Source organism: Pseudomonas sp. VS40 (genome assembly GCF_018587885.1).
In the GTDB taxonomy this organism is placed as follows: domain Bacteria; phylum Pseudomonadota; class Gammaproteobacteria; order Pseudomonadales; family Pseudomonadaceae; genus Aquipseudomonas; species Aquipseudomonas pergaminensis.
On record NZ_JAGYWD010000010.1, the window covers coordinates 182,802 to 200,196 of the forward strand.

Annotated in this window: 14 protein-coding genes and 2 pseudogenes; 7 read left to right on the top strand and 9 right to left on the bottom strand. The window is 59.6% G+C overall.

All coding sequences use genetic code 11. From position 1 onward, the window contains the following. Window positions 1-33: 33 nt before the first annotated feature. A complete protein-coding gene (locus KHP07_RS25560) occupies window positions 34-2,469 on the bottom strand; it encodes a TonB-dependent receptor plug domain-containing protein (protein ID WP_214498254.1) in 2,436 nt (811 codons plus the stop codon). A gap of 310 nt (window positions 2,470-2,779) precedes the next feature. Between KHP07_RS25560 and KHP07_RS25565 the strand changes: the two genes are divergently transcribed. Beyond that, complete coding sequence (locus KHP07_RS25565) at window positions 2,780-3,772, top strand: P1 family peptidase (RefSeq protein WP_150054148.1); 993 nt, start codon at window positions 2,780-2,782, stop codon at window positions 3,770-3,772. A gap of 103 nt (window positions 3,773-3,875) precedes the next feature. On the opposite strand, the gene KHP07_RS25570 is transcribed toward KHP07_RS25565, so the two are convergent. Further along, window positions 3,876-5,216: a tetratricopeptide repeat protein gene (locus tag KHP07_RS25570; protein WP_214498255.1), complete on the bottom strand. Its 1,341-nt coding sequence runs from the start codon at window positions 5,214-5,216 to the stop codon at window positions 3,876-3,878. A gap of 317 nt (window positions 5,217-5,533) precedes the next feature. Between KHP07_RS25570 and KHP07_RS25575 the strand changes: the two genes are divergently transcribed. The 5 genes from KHP07_RS25575 to KHP07_RS25595 are packed head-to-tail and all read left to right on the top strand — an operon-like array spanning window position 5,534 to window position 11,429. Further along, window positions 5,534-7,117 (top strand): ABC transporter substrate-binding protein, encoded by a 1,584-nt coding sequence (locus KHP07_RS25575; protein ID WP_214498256.1) that lies wholly within the window; start codon window positions 5,534-5,536, stop codon window positions 7,115-7,117. Then, window positions 7,114-8,091: an ABC transporter permease gene (locus KHP07_RS25580; RefSeq protein ID WP_214498257.1), complete on the top strand. Its 978-nt coding sequence runs from the start codon at window positions 7,114-7,116 to the stop codon at window positions 8,089-8,091. The genes KHP07_RS25575 and KHP07_RS25580 overlap by 4 nt, the downstream gene beginning before the upstream one ends. Further along, window positions 8,091-8,918 carry an ABC transporter permease gene (locus KHP07_RS25585; protein ID WP_214498258.1) on the top strand — a complete coding sequence of 276 codons (828 nt, stop codon included), beginning with the start codon at window positions 8,091-8,093 and terminating at the stop codon, window positions 8,916-8,918. The genes KHP07_RS25580 and KHP07_RS25585 overlap by 1 nt, the downstream gene beginning before the upstream one ends. Further along, on the top strand, window positions 8,915-10,561 hold the full coding sequence (locus KHP07_RS25590) for a dipeptide ABC transporter ATP-binding protein (RefSeq protein WP_214498259.1): 1,647 nt from the start codon (window positions 8,915-8,917) through the stop codon (window positions 10,559-10,561). The genes KHP07_RS25585 and KHP07_RS25590 overlap by 4 nt, the downstream gene beginning before the upstream one ends. Then, complete coding sequence (locus tag KHP07_RS25595; RefSeq protein WP_214498260.1) at window positions 10,554-11,429, top strand: alpha/beta fold hydrolase; 876 nt, start codon at window positions 10,554-10,556, stop codon at window positions 11,427-11,429. Before KHP07_RS25590 ends, KHP07_RS25595 begins: the two co-directional genes overlap by 8 nt. Window positions 11,430-11,475: 46 nt before the next feature. Here KHP07_RS25595 and KHP07_RS25600 read toward each other — a convergent pair. The 5 genes and pseudogenes from KHP07_RS25600 to KHP07_RS25615 form a co-directional block, all read right to left on the bottom strand. Beyond that, window positions 11,476-11,676: pseudogene (locus KHP07_RS25600) on the bottom strand (cupin domain-containing protein); the annotation flags it as partial. Between the two features lie 734 nt (window positions 11,677-12,410). Continuing rightward, window positions 12,411-12,767 (bottom strand): type II toxin-antitoxin system RelE/ParE family toxin, encoded by a 357-nt coding sequence (locus KHP07_RS25605; protein ID WP_068937483.1) that lies wholly within the window; start codon window positions 12,765-12,767, stop codon window positions 12,411-12,413. Window positions 12,768-12,769: 2 nt separating this feature from the next. Then, the gene (locus tag KHP07_RS25610) at window positions 12,770-13,060 is read right to left on the bottom strand and encodes a type II toxin-antitoxin system ParD family antitoxin (RefSeq protein WP_122555158.1); all 291 of its coding nucleotides are present in this window, start codon (window positions 13,058-13,060) and stop codon (window positions 12,770-12,772) included. 201 nt (window positions 13,061-13,261) lie between these two features. After that, window positions 13,262-13,477: a death domain-containing protein gene (locus KHP07_RS29620; RefSeq protein WP_058426048.1), complete on the bottom strand. Its 216-nt coding sequence runs from the start codon at window positions 13,475-13,477 to the stop codon at window positions 13,262-13,264. Window positions 13,478-13,825: 348 nt separating this feature from the next. After that, window positions 13,826-14,857 (bottom strand): alcohol dehydrogenase catalytic domain-containing protein, encoded by a 1,032-nt coding sequence (locus KHP07_RS25615; RefSeq protein WP_214498261.1) that lies wholly within the window; start codon window positions 14,855-14,857, stop codon window positions 13,826-13,828. Window positions 14,858-15,014: 157 nt separating this feature from the next. Between KHP07_RS25615 and KHP07_RS25620 the strand changes: the two genes are divergently transcribed. Continuing rightward, window positions 15,015-15,932 carry a LysR family transcriptional regulator gene (locus KHP07_RS25620; RefSeq protein ID WP_214498262.1) on the top strand — a complete coding sequence of 306 codons (918 nt, stop codon included), beginning with the start codon at window positions 15,015-15,017 and terminating at the stop codon, window positions 15,930-15,932. A gap of 406 nt (window positions 15,933-16,338) precedes the next feature. On the opposite strand, the pseudogene KHP07_RS25625 reads toward KHP07_RS25620, so the two are convergent. Next, a pseudogene (locus KHP07_RS25625) lies at window positions 16,339-17,268 on the bottom strand (IS1182 family transposase); the annotation flags it as partial. A gap of 18 nt (window positions 17,269-17,286) precedes the next feature. Continuing rightward, window positions 17,287-17,395, bottom strand: a 109-nt coding sequence (locus KHP07_RS25630) for an IS3 family transposase (protein ID WP_146427598.1), incomplete at its 5' end; no start/stop codon positions are given.

Sequence of the window (17,395 nt, forward strand, 5' to 3'; positions counted from 1 at the left end):
CAAGGGGCCGGCGAACCGGCCCGTGGAGCAGGATCAGAAGTTGTAGGTCACGCCGGTGTACCAATAGCCGCCGGTGGTGCCGTACGGCGAGAAGTTGCCGTAGGGGAATGCGCCGGAGCTGCTGGCCAGCTTTGTGCGCTCGGGGTACTGGTTGAACAGGTTGTTGGCACCGGCATTCAGGGTGATTGCCGGGGTCAGGTGGTAGTCGATGTTCAGGTCAGTGATCCACGCCGGCGAGAAGGTGCGGTCGAAGGCTTCGGCGGTGCCGTACTGGGTGTATTCGCCGTAGCGGGTCAGGTTCAGGCCCAGTTCGAGTTTTTCGTAGGTCCAGGTGGTGCCCAGCAGCAATTTGGATTGCGGCAGGCCGTACTTGAGGTTGCCCTGGCGCTGGCGGTCATAACCACCGGTTGGGCCGAGGGCTTGCTGGGCCACGCTGGAGGCGTGGATGTCGTCGATCTGCGTGGTGTTCCAGTTGAAGCCCAGGGTGTAGCGCAGGTTGCCGTAGGCACCGATGCTCTGGCGGTAGTCGCCCACCAGGTCGACGCCGCGGGTGGTGGTGTCGAGGGCGTTGGTGAAGTAGGTGACGGCCTGGTTCGGGTTGAGGCCGGCGGCGGCGAGGATCGCGCTAATCTGAGGCGTGCCGCCCAGGTAGCCGGTTTGCGCGATACGGTCCTTGATTTTGATCTGGTAGGCATCAAGGGTGATGCTGGTGGCATCCGTCGGTTGCAGAGTCAGGCCCAGGCTGAAGTTGGTGGACTTCTCAGGTTTGAGAGTCTCGGCACCGAGCGCCTTGGCCACGTCGGAGTTGACTGCAACGTTACGGTAGTCGAACAGCTGGCCGTTGACGCTGGTTTGCGAGGTGGAGCTGTAAATCTGCTGGGCCAGTGAAGGCGCACGGAAACCGGTGCTGAAGGTGCCGCGTACTGCCAGGATCGGTGTGAGTTGGTAGCGGGTGGAGAACTTGCCGTTAGTCGTGGTGCCCGAGCCATCGTTGTAGTGCTCGTAGCGACCGGCCAGGTCGACGTGCCATTTATCGGTGAAGTCCTGGCCGATCTCGCCATACCCGGCGAGGCTGGTGCGGCCTTTTTGCGCAGCATCCTGCGGGGTGGTACCGGCACCGGAGATGGTGCCCGGTGCGATCAGGCCACCGCTGGCTCCGGTGGTGAAAGGGCCGCTGGCGTAGGAGGCGAGGTCACCCTTGCCGATCTTGTAGTTCTCGTAGCGTTGCTCCAGGCCCCAGGAAATCTGCGTGGGTTTGTGCAGGCCGAGGTCAAATGCGCGGGTCAGGTCGAGGTTGTTGGTCCATTGGCTGAAGGTCTTGACGCCGGTGTCCACCGAGGTCGGCGAGTCCGGGCCGTAGCTCAGGTTGTAGGTGTGACGCAGGGTCGCTTCGGCGTGGTCCTGGCCATAGGTGCTGGACAGGTCATAGTCCCAGCCGGCGAGTTCGCCCTTGCCGCCAAACGCTACCTGGAAGTCATTTTCGATAAAACGCAGGGTGTCTTCGATGCCTTCGGGGAAGGGGGTGCGGATGCCATCGAAACTGGCGGGCTGGTGGAAAGCCAGCGGTTTTTCCGAGTTGCGGCGGGTGTAGGTGGAGAATGAGTAGAGCGTGAGGGCATCGTCCACCGGCAGCTCGGCGTTGTAGCCGAAACTGAAGTTGCGTGCCTCGGGCAGGCCGGTGCCGTAGTAGGTGTGTTGCAGGCTGGTGTTGCCGGCCGAGTCGGTATATGGCGCGTTGTCGGAGCGGTCGGAGATCTTCTGTTTCTTCACGTCCAGGGCGAGGTTGATAAAGCCGTCGTTGGGCAACGCCAGGCCGATATTGCCGGTTTGTCGCGCGGTTTCGCCGTCGCCGTTCTCATAGTTCTGGCCGTAGCTGGTGGATAGGCTGCCGCCGTGGTCGGTCTGCTTGAGCACGATGTTCACCACTCCACCGATCGCATCCGAACCGTACTGGGCCGAGGCGCCGTCGCGCAGCACTTCGACGTGATCCACCAGGGCGGTGGGGATCATGTCCAGGTCGACTGGTTGCGAGCCAGAGTTGAGGTAGGTGCCGTTGTTGAGCAGCGCGCTGTTATGGCGGCGCTTGCCGTTGACCAGTACTAGCACCTGGTCGCCATTGAGGCCACGCAGGCTGATCGGGCGCACCACCGAGGTTGAGCCGAAGCCCGACGACGCCGGCTGGTTGAGGGACGGCAGCACTCTGCTCAAGGCGCGGGTCAGGTCGCCCTGGCCGGTAGCGAGCAGTTGTTTGGACGAGATCACATCCACCGGTGCGGTGCTCTCGGCCAGGGTGCGCGCCTGGCCACGGTTGCCGATCACCACAACGGTGTCCAAGGGGTTATCGCTGGCCGGCGCGTCGGCGGCGAGAGTCAGGCTGCTGTAGCTGGCGGCTTCGTACAGGGCAATAAACAACAACGTGTGGGCGAAGGCCTTACTGGGTCGGCGACCTGTGGCGCGTGATGCATTCATGATGGGAAATACTCCAGTGGTTTAAGGTGTTGGGCCTTGATAGAGGACGGCTTGTTGAGTTCAAGCTCTGGTGGGAAGGCTGGAGAGCAAGGGCTGTGCCATCTGTTAAAAATGTTTAAAAACATAGGCTTATTGCGTAGTAAGCGGGGGTGTTGGTGTTTTTTTAACAGGCCGAAGGGCAGGGTGTTGGTTTTTGTGCAGGGGCTTTCATCGGCAACCGGGTATTGAGCCGTAAGGCTTGGGTGGTTGTGCTTGGCACACGACTTGCTCTCCCCACGCAACACCCTGAACCCAAGGAAGCTATTTCTGTATGCCTAGACCCGGCCCGCGCAATGCCCTCACCGATATCCCAGGCCTCACGGTCGGCCACGCCACGGACCTGCGCGTCGACACCGGCGTCACAGTGATTCGCCCCAATGGTTTCTGGACTGCCAGCATCGACATTCGCGGCGGTGGCCCTGGCGGGCGTGAAACCGCCGCCTTGGAGCCGGAAAACATGGTCGGCCAACTCCACGCTCTGGTTTTCGCCGGCGGCTCGGTGTTCGGCCTGGGCGCGGCGGATGCCGTGGCGGCAAAACTGTCTCAGGACGAGGTGGGCCTGCACTTGAAACCCGGCGCCCCGGCAATCCCCATAGTGCCCGCCGCCGTGTTGCACGACCTGGCCAACGGCGGCGACAAGGACTGGGGCCTGGACCCGCCTTACCGACGCCTGGGCTTTGAAGCGCTGGCCAATGCTGGAGAAGATTTCGAGTTGGGCTCGGTGGGCGCCGGCCGTGGCGCCATGGCCGGTGTATTGAAAGGCGGGCTGGGTACCGCCTCGCTGGACCTGGGTGACGGATTGATCGTCGCCGCACTGGTCGTCGCCAACCCCATTGGCTCGGTGTACATGCCCGACGGTAAAACGTTCTGGGCCTGGCCCTGGGAAGTCGCGGGGGAATTCGGTGGCCGGCGGCCTGAAGCCGAGATGGACTGCAGCGACCCGATGCCGGAGTTGTCACGCCTGGATTCGATGGGCCGCCTGCAAGCCGGGGCCAACACGACGCTGGTGGTGGTCGCCAGTACCGCTCGGCTCACTGTGGCTGAGTGCAAGCGCGTGGCGATCATGGCTCAGGACGGAATTGCCCGTGCGGTGCGTCCGGCGCATTTGCCGTTTGATGGGGACACTGTATTTGCCTTGGCGTCGGCGGCGGTTGAGTTGACCGATGGCCCACGGCGGCAGGTGGAGATTGGTTGTATTGGCTCGGCGGCTGCGGATTGCGTGGCGCGGGCGATCGCCAGAGGGGTGTTCAGTGCCAGGGGCTAGCCACTATCCACTGTAGGAACCGGCTCGCCGGCGACGGCGGCGGTTTAGCTTGCGCCTGTATTAACTGACAGACCGCTAACGCCGACAAGCCGGCTCCTGCTGCTCAGGTGAAAGGTGATAGGCGCGTCTGTGCCTTTGCCGCCAGCTCCGGCAACTTCAACGCCTCATACACCCGTACCAAACTCCGATTCGTCGGCACATCCCACCCGTCATACCGGCGCCGCAATTCCAGTGTCTGCTGCGCCCCCAACCAATCCCCGGCCTTCACGCGTGCATCCAGCTCCACCAGGGCAAACAGATCGCGCTGTGCGTGGCTGCCACCAATCTCATTCAGCCGGGGAAGGGCGATCGTCAGTTGCGCCAGCGACTGTTGCCAGTCGCCACGTGCATGGGCCAATAAGCCCTTCGCCAACGGCAGGGTCACTTCGCCCCACACCGGCCGTGCGTCAAAGCTGTACTGGCGCAACGTCGCCAGCAACCTATCCGCCTCCGGCTTGCCCGCCCGGGCCAAGCCATACAGGTACTGCACGCTCAGGAACGGCTGTACCGTATCGCAGACCCGGCGTTGCAGGTACGGTGCCAGCGCCTGCCAGCGCTCGCCCACATCGATGCCGGCCAGTTCCAATCGCGCGAGCAAGGACACGGCGCCGACCTGGTCCTGGGAGTATTCCGGGAGAATGCCCCACACGTGTTGGTCGTAAATCTCCAGCACGCGCTGATTCTCGCCCCGCGCCAGGTAGAACAACGCCAGGTGCCACCAGTTGTGGGTGTACATGAACGAGTTCAAACCGTCCCAGTGATGGGTCACGCTTTCCAGGAATACCGTGCCTTCCTCGATACGTCCCTGGGTCAGCATCACATGGGCCAGGGCGTGCTGGGCCCAAGGCTCCGAGGGTTGCAGGCGCAAGGCTTGCAGCGCGCTGGCTTCGGCGTCTTCAAGCAGGTGGCATTGCTCGTAGGCGAAGGCCAGCAGACCGTGGCTGTGGGCAATATCGGGTGCGCCAGCGGTGGCCTTTAGGCCGATGCGCAACAGGGCGGGCCAGTTGCCGCGGTTGAATTCCAGGTACTGGTTGAGCTTGGCGGCGAATAGGTCGCGGGGGTAGCGGTCGAGCAGGTTTTCGCTCAAATGCAGGACCTGATCGAGGTCGTCCTTGATCCAGGCTTGCAGCACGCCAAGGTACAGCTCAGCGCGCGGGTGAGCGGCGTGCGCCGCACGTTGGTGGTATTTTTCCGCCAGTGCCGGGCCCTCGGGCGACTCGCTGAACATCAGCAGCAAGCCGGCAAACGCATTAGCCAGCGCGGAGCCGGGATCGGCATCGGCGGTGGCAAGGATGCGTTCGGCACGGGGCTGGTAGCCGAGGAAGCCGCCTATGAAGTCGTCCAGCCCTTGGCGGGTGGTGGGGTCGGTGGTGTCGATGGGGTTGCCCAGGTAATCCAGTGACATAGTGGCGAGGCTCGTTTATTCAGATGACGGTTACAGGGGCAAACCTTGTGCCATCGACCAGCGATGAACCCCTGTGGGAGGGGGCTTGCCCCCGATAGCGGCGTGTCAGTTGGCTCATTCATTGATGACCGACCGGTATCGGGGGCAAGCCCCCTCCCGCATTTGAAATGCTTTGCTGCTGCTTTTTGCACACTCAGGCGCAGCTCTGTGGTTTTTTCATCAGCGCGATCACCACCAACCCCAGCAATACCCGCCCAACCGGCCATGGCACAACGCTTGCAAAACCCTCGTTATATTTTTCAATTCGAGGAGACTCCATGCGCTCATTCTCTTTCCGCCGTGCCCTCACGTCCGTGGCACTGTGCACCACGTTGTTGGCCGGCCAGGCTCAAGCGCAACCCCAGGAGGGCGGGGTGCTCAACCTGGTGGCCCAGCCGGAGCCGCCCTCGCTGATGCACGGCGTAGTCAGCCATGTGTCGACCCAATACGTGAGCGGCAAGGTGCTCCAGGGCCTGCTCACCTTCGACACACACCTTGCGCCCAAACCGGTATTGGCCAAAGCCTGGACTATCTCCCCTGACGGCCTCACCTATACCTTCGACTTGCAGGACGGCGTGCACTGGCACGACGGTCCAGCGTTCACCGCCGATGACGTGGTGTTCAGCTTCCAGACCTTCTACCCCGAGGTGGACAAGCGTCTTGGCGGTATCATCACCGAGTACGTCGAGAGCATCACCGCCAAAGGTCCGCTGCAGGTGGTCTTTCACCTGAAGAAACCTTTCGCACCGTTGCTTTCGGCCTTGGGCAGCGGCTTGCGCCCGGTGGTGCCGAAGCACCTTTACGAGAACACCGACTTTCGTAACAACCCCTACAACCTAAAACCGGTGGGTACCGGGCCGTTTGTGTTCGTCGAGTGGAAACGAGGCGCCTATATCAAGCTGGCTAAAAACCCCAACTACTGGAAAAAGGGCCTGCCGCACCTCGACAGCATCATCTTCCACGTCATTCCTGATGCCTCTTCGCGTGCCGCCGCGTTCGAGCGTAACGACGTGCAAGTGCTGCGCAGCGGCGATGCGGATTACTCCGACCTTAAGCGCCTAACCGCCTTGCCCGATGTGCAGTCGTCGGAGAAGGGCTGGGAGTTGTACTCAGGTCTGGCCTTCCTGCAAATCAACACGCGCAAGCCACCGTTGAACAACCCCAAGGTGCGCCAGGCGATCCTGTATGCGCTGAACCGACAGTTCATCGTCGATAACATCTTCTTCGGCTCGGGCAAGGTCGCCCAGGGGCCGTTTGTGTCCAGCTCGCCTTACCACGATCCCCAGTTGCCGCAGTACGCCTATGACGTGAAAAAGGCCAAAGCGCTGATTGCCGAATCCGGCGTTGATGTCGGCGCGGTGCGCATTCGCCTGCTCAATGGCGAGAAGGGGGGGGCCTGGGAGCGCCTGGCCGAATACACTAAGCAGTCCTTGCAGCCCCTGGGTTTCAAGGTGCAGGTGGTGACGTCCGACGCGGCGACCTGGTTCCAGCGCGTGAGCGACTGGGACTTCGACCTGACCTACAATTTTATCTTCCAGATCGGCGATCCCTACCTGACCAGCGCCTATCTGTTCCGCTCCGACTACATACTCAAAACTTCTCCGTTCGCCAACGTCAGCGGCTACAACAGCGCAGAGGCCGATGCCTTGTGGGCGAAAGTCGCCGATACCCCGGAAGGCCCGGAGCGCAAACAGCTCTACAGCCAGCTGGAGAACCTGCTGAACACCGACCTGCCCATCGCACCGATCTTCGAAATGCGTTACCCGACGCTGTTTCACAAACAGGTGAAAAAACTGCTGCAGACCGCTACCAGCCTTAATGAGGACTACGAGAGCGTGTACCTCGAGGCCCTGACGCCATGAACGGCGTGTTGTATTTCAGCGGGCGGCTCGTCAAGGCGTTGCTGATGGTGGTGGCGGTGCTGGTGCTGAGTTTCCTGCTGATTCGACTGGCGCCGGGCGATCCTGCATTGCTGTTGGCCGGAGAGGCAGGAGTGGACGATGTGCAGTTTATCGAGCAACTGCGCCAGACCATGGGCCTGGATAAACCGTTGCTCCAGCAGTTGCTGATATACCTGAGCAATATCGCCCACCTGGACCTGGGTTATTCCTACCGAAACCAGACCTCGGTGTGGTCGCTGATCGCCGAGCGGTTGCCGGCGACGCTGGCATTGATGGGCTCGGCCTTTGTAGTTTCTTCCGTGCTCGGCGTGACCTTAGGTGTGCTGGCGGCGCGGGCACGGCAGAAGCGGCATTGGCTGGACGGCGTGATCTCCCATGGTGCTTTGTTGCTGTACGCGATGCCGCCGTTCTGGCTGGCGATGCTGATGATTTTGCTGTTCTCCGTCAGTCTGGATTGGTTGCCGGCGTTCGGTATGGAGACCGTGGGCCGGGACTTCTCGCTGCTGGATCGCCTGCGGCATCTGTTGTTGCCGTGCCTATCCCTGAGCGTGCTGTTTCTGGCTCTGTATATCCACCTCACCCGAGCCGCCGTGCTCGATGCTCTTGGTCAGGAATACGTACGCACTGCCCACGCCAAAGGCCTGTATCCACGGCGGATTCTGTATGTACATGTGTTGCGCAATGCACTGCTGCCGGTGGTGACTTTCGCTGGTTTGCAACTCGGCCAACTGGCCAGCGGTGCGTTACTGGTGGAGGTGGTGTACTCCTGGCCTGGCATTGGCCGCTTGATGTATGACTCATTGGCCCAGCGTGACTACGGTGTGTTGATGGGCGGCTTTCTGGTGATCTCGATTTTGGTGGTGGGCTTCAATGTGTTGACCGATGTGATTTGCCGTTTGCTCGACCCACGTATTGGCGCTGGAGGACAGGGCTGATGGCGGTGTTCACACGCTTTATTCACCAGCCGTCGGCGCTGGCCGGCGCGGTGTTTTTGCTGGTGTTAGCAGCACTAGCGACTGCCGCACCGTGGCTCACCAGTAGCTCGCCCTGGGAAATGAACACCCAGCCGATGCTACCGCCGTTCCACGATTCTGCGCACTGGCTGGGCAGCGATATGCTTGGCCGCGACCTCGGCAGCGGCTTGCTCTACGGCGCCCGTGTGTCCCTGGCCGTTGGGGTGCTGACCAGTCTGGCGACCTTGCTGGTGGGGCTGCTCGTCGGCGCTGTCGCCGGTTATTTTGGTGGATGGCTCGACGGCGCGCTGATGCGGATCGCCGAGTTCTTTCAGATCATTCCGCAGTTAGTGTTGGCGGTGATCCTGGTGGCGGTGCTGGAGCCGTCCCTGGGTTCCATCGTGCTGGCGATTTCGCTGGTAGCGTGGCCGGGCGTCGCGCGGCTAGTGCGCAGCGAATTCCTTACCCTGCGACAACGTGAGTTTGTGCAGGCGGCGCGGGTGCTGGGGCAATCGCCATTAGGCATCATCAGCCAACAAATCCTGCCCAATGCCTTGGCGCCGTTGTTGGTGACCATGACCTTTGTGATGGCCACTGCAGTTCTCACCGAAGCCGCGTTAGCGTTTCTCGGCCTGAGCGACCCTGAGGCCATGAGCTGGGGTTACATGATCAACGCATCACGTGGGCTGCTGCGGGATGCCTGGTGGATGAGTTTCTTGCCGGGGGTGGCGATTGTGCTGTGCGTGCTGGCCGTGAACCGGGTGGGCGAAGGCCTGCGCGTGGCCTTTGAACCGGGGAGGTCGCTATGACGTTGCTCAGTGTGGAAAACCTGCGTATCGCCTTGCCGGCCGGTGCCGACCGCAGTCACGCGCTGTATGACCTGTCGCTGCAATTGCGCAGCGGCGAATGCCTATGTGTAGTGGGCGAGTCCGGCTCGGGCAAGTCGATGTTGGCCAAGGCATTGTTGCGCCAGTTACCGACGCCGCTGAGCGTGGAAAGCGGGCGACTGGTGTTTCGTGATGAAGACCTGGCGAAGCTCAGTGAAACCGCGATGCGCCAGCTGCGCGGGCGAGATATAAGCATGGTGTTCCAGGAGCCCATGAGCGCGCTGAACCCGCTGCTGCGTGTGGGTGAGCAGATCGATGAAACCCTGCGCGCCCACGGGGTGAAATCGGCCCAGGAGCGTCGCCGACGGGTTGTGGAATTGCTGGGTTATGTCGGCCTGCCCGAGCCTGAACGCCTGCGCCTGGTCTATCCCTTTGAGCTCTCCGGTGGCCAGCGTCAGCGCGTGGTCATCGCCATGGCGTTGGCGTTCGATCCCTCGTTACTGATCGCCGACGAACCCACCTCGGCGCTGGACGTGACCACCCAGGCGCAGATCATCGATCTGTTACGCAAGATTCAACAGGATAAGGGCATGTCGCTGTTGTTCATCACCCATGATTTCTCCGTGGTCGAGGCCATTGCCGACCGCGTGCTGGTGCTGGAAAAAGGTCAACTGGTGGAGCAGGGCAGCGCCCATCAAGTATTGCGCAAGCCTCAGGCGCTTTATACCCAGCAACTGCTGGCAGCGGTCTCGGCGCAACCTCGGGCCCCGCGCACAACGGTGGACGGGAGTGTGGTGCTCAAGGCCGAGCAACTCAATAAAGTGTTTCGCAGCAACAGCGGTTGGTGGCGCAAGCGTGCTACCCAGGCCCTGGCGCAGGTTCAGCTGACCCTGCGCGAGGGTGAAACCCTGGGCATTGTTGGGGAGTCAGGCTCGGGGAAATCCACTCTGGGGCGTTGCCTTGTTCGGCTGCTACGCGCTGACAGTGGTCAAATTCAATGGCTGGGTCAGGATGTAACGGCGCTTTCCGAAGGGCGTTTGCGAGCATTGCGTAGCGATGTGCAGATGATTTTCCAGGACCCGTTTGCCTCGCTCAATCCGCGCCAGACCGTCGGTCGTATCGTCATGACCGGCCCGCTGGTACAGGGGCACTCAAAGGCCGAGGCCGAGCGGCGCACGCGCTCATTTTTGGCGTTGGTTGGGCTACCCGCCACGGCGTTCGAGCGCTATCCCCATGAGTTCTCCGGTGGCCAGCGCCAACGTATCGGTATCGCCCGTGCCTTGGCTGTGGAGCCGAAAATACTCATCGCGGACGAATGCGTTTCCGCTCTGGATGCGCTGATCCAGGTACAGATTCTCGAGTTGCTTGAAGACCTGCAACGTCGGCTCAAGCTGAGCATTGTGTTCATCACCCACGATTTGCGAGTGGCCGCCAGACTGTGTGATCGCATTGCCGTGATGCAGGGCGGGCATGTGGTGGAGCAGGGGGAAGCGGCAACGCTACTGGTCCATCCGCAACATGCTTATACCCAGACCTTATTGCGTGGCTTCTCCAGAACCGTCCTCCCTTCGACAGTCACTCCTCAAAACCTTGAATTCAAAGAGGCTTGTCCCACTCATGACTGATTTACACGCATTTTCTGATTTACCTCTGGTGCGGGGCGAGCGGGTGGAAATCCGTCCAGGACGGTACCTGAGCATCGCTTATCAACCAGGCACGCATCAGGCAGATACAGTTTTGTTCTTCGGGCATGGTGGGGGTGGTCACAAGGATCAATGGCGCGAGTTATGGCAGGCGTTGTCCGATCAGGGATACAGCCTGGTGGCGTGGGACCTGTTGGGGCACGGCGATAGTGAAAAGCCGCGCCAGCCGCAGGCCTATGCCTGGTCGGAACTGGTGGCAGATCAGCTGGAAATACTGAGCCGCTACGCTGCACGTCGGAATATCCTGGTTGCACATTCCTTTGGTACCGGACTGGGGTTGAGTGCCTTGCTGGAGCTCCCACACAGGTTGCCGCAGGTGACCATAGATGGCGCCCTGCTGCTAGGCACGCAACTGCATCGCCCGTTGAGCCGCGGTGGCCTGATGGCGCTGCCTGCCTGGGTGTTGGAGCTGCTGCGGCCGTTGCTGGCCAAGGGCTTTCGTCAGCGTGCGTGGCACCTCGCAGCCGATGCCCGGCTGGTGGCCTACGAGGAAAACCTGACTCGTCGTAATCGTCTGTATGTGTTCAAGTCTCTACTGCAAAACGCCCAATGGCCCGACGCCGATGCCCTGGCCCGACTGACGTTGCCGACTTATGTGTTAGCGGGAGACAGCGACGGGCTGACGCCCTCCAGTGGGGGTGAAGCGCTCGCCCGACAGCTGCCAACGGGTAGCTTTGAGGTGGTGGAGCGGTGTGGTCATCAATTGATGTTGGAAAGGCCTGCGCAGGTGCTGGCGGCATTCCAGAGGCTGATGAAAAAACTTGATCAGCGTCCAGGTGCGTCCAGCTAATCTGGCTTCAGTTGTGGATGCGGGCCCTTCAGCTTTGGCGTTCGGACTACGTCACTATCAGGAGCCCTGCAGCCTGACTATCGGCCGGACTGAGATAGCGGTGCGGCTGATCGGCGAAGAACAGAATAGAGTCACCAGTAGAGAGCAGATAGCGATCATCGTTGACGCTGATTTCCAGCACGCCCTGCGACACTGTGCGGTGAAGGTATGGGCTGTGCGCGAAATGGATTGGTACTCCTTGGGGTGACGGTTGTTCTGCAAGTAATGTCTGTAGTCAGCCACTGCGACATCAACCCAGCAAGCGCGCAGGTTGCTCCAGCGACAATGAGCACTCTGCGTCTTTGAACTGAGGTGATCTGATAGCATTCAACGGCGGTAGGGAACTGTAGCAGGTGACTTTTCGAGAAGAAGATTGTTGAGCCTCAGGCTAGGGGCATCCTTTTCAGACCATCCAAAGCATGCCCTCAGATGTGCCCCCAATCTAGCAATCCACTGGAAGTGAACGAAGCCACATGGTTTGTGGAAATGCGAAAATGATCAGAAGAATTGCCTGTCCTACGAGGCAGAAAGACTCTCAGGCAAGCCAAAAAACATTTTGACATTGCTCTAGCACGGTAGTTATAGCGTGAAAAGCTCGAATTATGCCCCCAGTTTTGCCCCCAATTGCACCGGGTGTTCGAGCGATCGCGAATGGCGATTTCTGACGCGGACCTGGGTGGCCGTGGCTGGTATTCAGTGCGCCTCCGTATACTGGATGAGCAACCCGAATGTGGCAAATCCATGGTCGTTCGGAAGAGGGATATGGGTTATGAGTTGATATCCCTAAGCGGACTTTTCGGATCTGTCTCTCTGTACCTATCCAGAAATTGGCTCGCGAGATGCTCAGGCTCTGCGCGATGTTGCAATGGCGCGGTCGCTAGTAGAGGGCGCGTCTTACCTTCGTTGTTCCTGGCCAGTTATGCTGTTGGGCCCGCTCGGTGATCAGTCATTAGGCAAGTGCAACTGCACTTCCATGGCGTCATGAAGGAGTCGGACGACCTCGATCAGGGCGTCATTTACCACACGATAGAACACGATATGGCGTGGGCTTTTGACCCTCCCATGGGGGTGTTTGACCTGCTGGCGTGAATAGGTGAGGTGATAGCTGCGAAGGCCCGGTGCAAGCTCATCGCGGTCGTGGCTGCCAATGCAGTAAGGAGTGCTGGCAAGAGCTTGCAACGCCGTGAGTATCAGCGCCTGGTAGCGCTGCCGTGCTTGATCGCCGAACTGCGTCTGGGAGAGCCTGAGGATGTCGACAATGTCGGCGCGCGCCGCGTTGGAAATCCGATACTGCGGCATGCTCAGTGTTTCTCGCTCGCGAGAGTGGTGGCCTCCAGGCTCAAGCCCTCTAGGTAAAGCTCCAGATGCCCTTCGTTCAATTGAGTAAAGCGCCCGTGTTCAAGATCCATGATGCCGATCGAGGTCGCCAGACGCAGCGCCTCAATTTTGGCAGTGTCTTCGGCGACGCGCTGCTCCAGTAAACGCAAACCTTCTCGCATCACTTCGCTGGCATTTTGATAACGGCCGGACTGGACCAGGTCTTGGATAACCTGTTCTTGTTGAGGGGTGAGCACAACGTTTCGCGTCGCCATCATTAGCTCCAACTCTGGGCAAACATATTGTTTCGATCGTTGGCATATTATGCCATTTTACATAAACTCAGGGAGTTTGGGATTTGTATCTGACGAACTGTAAAGTGTGGGGTCATCCTTTGCGCCGAACAGATGGCCCGGACTGTATGCGCACAAAGTCCAAGCAAGGCTGCCGCATGCGGGACGTCGTGGACAGCTTAATTAGTGTGGGCCTCGGGCCTTCAGTTTTGCCAAGCCTTGTTTGATGTGTCCGGCGTTCTCTCCAATCGTTTGTAGCGCGCCGCGGATATTGTCGCCTGTGTCCGTCGTACCCTTGCGCTCAATCCACAACGTCAACTCCATCACCGCCGCCTCTAAGGCGAGCTGGTTTTGGTACAGACGCTCAAGGACATCAGGCAGTGAATATTCAGTGGGTATTGTTTCGACTCCAATGAAGGAGCCGAAAGCGTAGCAGCGGGGGAGGCGGATGTCCCGAGCCACCCGTGAGTTAAGTGAATGAAACGGTTTAGAGTGAGGGTCAGCATTCGCCAAAAACTGCCGTTGCGACAGGCAGCAGATGGCCATTAGCAGACCGCCCCACACGGATCAGTGGGCTCGCTTTGAGGTACCGAGGTTTCTAGAAAAGCTATACCTATTCACGCACCCGCCCAAGATGCGATGCATCGCTCTGGAAGCGGAAGCCGATATTTGTCAGTCGCAAACAGGCATCTGCATGTGTTGGAGTCGAAGCCGGCGACCGCGCGGTCGCCGGAACCGCTCTGGGAATCAATTTCCGCCGTGAGGCAGGAACACACCACGGAATCGCATCTTCCCGGAGGACAGGCGTTCATAAGCCTCCGTTGCTTGGTCAAGAGAGAAGGTTTCGACTATAGGCTTGACCTTACCCTTCGCGGCCAATTCGAGAATTTCGGCGAGGTAGTGCTGTCCCCCATGCGTGGAGCCAACCACCCGTTGGCGCATCATATGGAATGGCTTGCCATCGGACGGAATCGAGAACGGCTTGCTGAAGTCGAGCCCGCAAAGGACGATGCGACCGTCAGAATTGACTCCCGCGAGCGCCTTTTCGGCGGTTTCGAAGTCGTTGGTGGTGATCAGCAGCACGTCGGCACCACCGACTGCCAATAGCTCCTCGGCATTGGTGACGACATGGTCGGCACCCAAGTCGGTCGCAAGCTTGTGCTTGTCTGGAGAATGCGTGATCGCGATGGTCTCGAATCCGCATGCCTTTGAGAACTGCAAGGCGACGTGGCCCAACCCGCCGATCCCCAGCACAGCGACCCGGTCACCCGGTTTCGGCTCCGCGTCTCGCAGGCCGCTCCAGGTGGTATAGCCCGCGCACATCATGGGCGCGGCGTCCGTGTAGGACAGCCCATCGGGCAACAATACGGTGCCTTCCGCAGAAATTGCGATGTACTCTGCGTGCCCGCCCTGCGACGCGAAGCCGGTCGTTCTGGGCGAAACGCAGTTCATGGCAGTCTGGCCGGTCAACGGGCGGTTCTGGCGGCAGTAAGGGCATCGACCGCACGAGGACTGTACCCAGGTGGTACCGACTCGGTCTCCAACCTTGCGCGTGTGGACACCCGCACCGACTTCGACGATTTCACCAACCACTTCGTGACCCGGAGTCTGAGGATAAATGTCACCGCCAGCCCCCTGAGTTGCCCACACGTCCGTGTAGCACATGCCGGAGGCGTGAACTTTCACCAGGACCAGCCCTGGCTCTGCCTTGGGCATGGGAACCTCATGAACCTCCCAGGGTTTGTTCGCGCCGGTCATCACAACTGCCTTCATCTTCATCGCATGTTCCTTTCGATCAGGTGGTCATTACTGTTAGGGCTGCGAACGAGATGCTCTGAGAGCTACACCGGCCCTTTTGGACCCACGATGCTGCAGCTTCATTCGAGTCTATGGGTCGTTGACTGTCGCGACAATCTGGTCAATATTTGATTTCATGATGAAAGTAATTCACCAATCCAAGGGCAATGACCTGTCGGCCTTTGCCGCATTCTTAGCGGTCGCAGCCCACCGAAGTTTCCGCAGCGCCGCAATCGATCTCGACATGACGCCCTCGGCGATCAGTCACTCGATCAAGGCTCTCGAACAACGGTTAAACGTCCGCCTTTTCAACCGGACGACTCGAAGCGTCTCCTTGACCGAGGCGGGAGAGCGCCTGGCCATAAAACTAAGACCGGCAATGGCCTCAGTTGAAGAAGCCGTTCGGGAGCTGGAGGGCAATGACCACGCTCCCAGCGGAACGGTGCGAATCAATGCCAGTGAGGGCGCCATCCGGTTGGTACTGTGGCCAGTGCTTGCGCGCTTTTTGCGCGAGAATCCTCGCGTCCATCTCGACATATTCAGTGATGGCAAGCTGAGCGATATCGTTGCCGATGGTTTTGATGCGGGTATCCGATTAGCGGAAGCAGTACCCAAAGATATGGTGGCCATCCCAGTTATGGGAGAGGTCCGCTTTGCGGTAGTGGCGTCGCCCGAGTACTTCGAGCAACGCGGATATCCAGTAGTGCCGCAAGATCTGTATGACCATCATTGCATCCGCTTCCGGTTTGAAAGTGGTGCAATCTACAGATGGGAGTTTGAGCGCCATGGCGCTGTCGAAAGGATCAACGCTCCCGGCCCTCTCACGTTGACTGATCAATCGTTGATGGTGGAGGCAGCAATCGAGGGAATAGGGATCGCCTTCGTGCCCGACCATCTTGCAGCACATGCGCTCAAGGAGGGCCGACTCAAACGAGTTCTGGAAGAGTGGTGTCCCGCGTATCTGGGGCTGTGCCTCTATTACTCGGCGAATCGCCATGTACCATCCGGCCTCAGGGCGTTGATCAATATGCTGACTGATAGGCGGTCCAGCAATTAGACGACCTTGCGCCTAGGAGCCGGCGGGCCCGTGGTAACACCGCCTGGCACAATTTGACGACCAGCATCGTCAGCGACTTGCCATTGCAGCTGTCTGCGGCTGATCGTTGGCCAAGCGTCTCGGACGCGTCCGCGGTCTTAGGGAAAAGGGGACTGATTTATTTCTCAGAAATTATATCAGTCCCCTTTTCTCTGCTCGCAATCCGTCCGCTTCTGGCGGGCTGCAGCTCTTCGAGACAGGCAGCAATCGGCCCAGAGTGTGTAAAAACGCTCATAACCTGATCGTCTTGGGTCATTTACGTTCGTGGCTGAGCGATCGCACGGTCAATGTCGCGGGTCGCATCAGTCGTAACTTGGAACACACCAGCCTGTTCTTACAGCTTCTGGGATGGGCCAAATCGGCCTTTTTAGGCAGTCAGCGCTTTCATCAAACCGTTGGCACCCATGATCTTCATGACCCGTTTCAAGTTGTAGGCGAGCACACTCAAGCTCATCTCTGCACTCACCCCGGCCAGCTTTCGCGTCAGGAAGTGCGCCGCACCCATCCATTGTTTGAGCGTCCCGAAGGGATGCTCAACCGTCCGTTTTCGGACTCGCATCATCTCTGGCGCGTTGCTCAGCCGAAGCTGCATTTCCTCTAAGACGGCTTCATGCTCCCAGCGTCGAACTCGTCGTTCCGTGCTCGGCGTGCACTGTGCTTTCAACGCGCAGCCCTGGCATTTCGAACTCCAGTAACGATGCAACTTCAGGTCTTTTTCAACGTTGGAATAGCGCCAGATCAGCGCCTCGCCAGCCGGGCAAATGTATTGGTTTTTTTCCGCGTCATAGATGAAGGCATCGTTATTGAAACGCCCGTCAGCCTTGGCTCCAGAGGTCATCGGCTTGGGCACGTAGGCGGTGATGCCTGCATCGTGACAAGCCAGGATTTGTTCGCTTTTGAAGTAACCTCGATCCGCCACCACCGACAATGTTTCTGACGCTATGGCCTCGCGGGCCTGCTTGGCCATTGAGCTGAGTTGATCGCGGTCGGAACCAACGTTGGTCACCTCATGTGCAACGATCAAATGGTGCTGCGTATCGACCGCTGTCTGCACGTTGTAGCCGACGATTCCCGTGCCGCGCGTCATCATGGAGCGAGCATCTGGGTCGGTCAGTGAGACCTGTTTATCAGGCGATTCATTGAGCTGGATTTCGATCGCCTGAAGCTCCTTCATTTGAGTTTTGAGCTTGGCGATTTTTTCTTCCAGCCGCACGACACTGGGCTCGGAAGCTGTTGGTTCTTGCCGATCGGCAGCATCGAGTGCCGTCAGGTAACGGTTGATGCTCGATTCAATTTCTGAATCGCCCCGGATTCTCTAGACACCTTGCAAGCTCATTGCGTAACGCTTTTCAAACTCTACCGGTGACAGCTGATTGTTGAAACCATGGCGGCGTTTTACGTTGTAGAACATCTCGATGTAATCG

Excerpts from the sequence above, each read along its gene's own strand:
- KHP07_RS25560 (WP_214498254.1), bottom strand. The coding sequence starts at position 2,469 with ATGAATGCATCACGCGCCACAGGTCGCCGACCCAGTAAGGCCTTCGCC.
- KHP07_RS25565 (WP_150054148.1), top strand. The coding sequence starts at position 2,780 with ATGCCTAGACCCGGCCCGCGCAATGCCCTCACCGATATCCCAGGCCTC.
- KHP07_RS25570 (WP_214498255.1), bottom strand. The coding sequence starts at position 5,216 with ATGTCACTGGATTACCTGGGCAACCCCATCGACACCACCGACCCCACC.
- KHP07_RS25575 (WP_214498256.1), top strand. The coding sequence starts at position 5,534 with ATGCGCTCATTCTCTTTCCGCCGTGCCCTCACGTCCGTGGCACTGTGC.
- KHP07_RS25580 (WP_214498257.1), top strand. The coding sequence starts at position 7,114 with ATGAACGGCGTGTTGTATTTCAGCGGGCGGCTCGTCAAGGCGTTGCTG.
- KHP07_RS25585 (WP_214498258.1), top strand. The coding sequence starts at position 8,091 with ATGGCGGTGTTCACACGCTTTATTCACCAGCCGTCGGCGCTGGCCGGC.
- KHP07_RS25590 (WP_214498259.1), top strand. The coding sequence starts at position 8,915 with ATGACGTTGCTCAGTGTGGAAAACCTGCGTATCGCCTTGCCGGCCGGT.
- KHP07_RS25595 (WP_214498260.1), top strand. The coding sequence starts at position 10,554 with ATGACTGATTTACACGCATTTTCTGATTTACCTCTGGTGCGGGGCGAG.
- KHP07_RS25605 (WP_068937483.1), bottom strand. The coding sequence starts at position 12,767 with ATGCCGCAGTATCGGATTTCCAACGCGGCGCGCGCCGACATTGTCGAC.
- KHP07_RS25610 (WP_122555158.1), bottom strand. The coding sequence starts at position 13,060 with ATGGCGACGCGAAACGTTGTGCTCACCCCTCAACAAGAACAGGTTATC.
- KHP07_RS25615 (WP_214498261.1), bottom strand. The coding sequence starts at position 14,857 with ATGAAGATGAAGGCAGTTGTGATGACCGGCGCGAACAAACCCTGGGAG.
- KHP07_RS25620 (WP_214498262.1), top strand. The coding sequence starts at position 15,015 with ATGAAAGTAATTCACCAATCCAAGGGCAATGACCTGTCGGCCTTTGCC.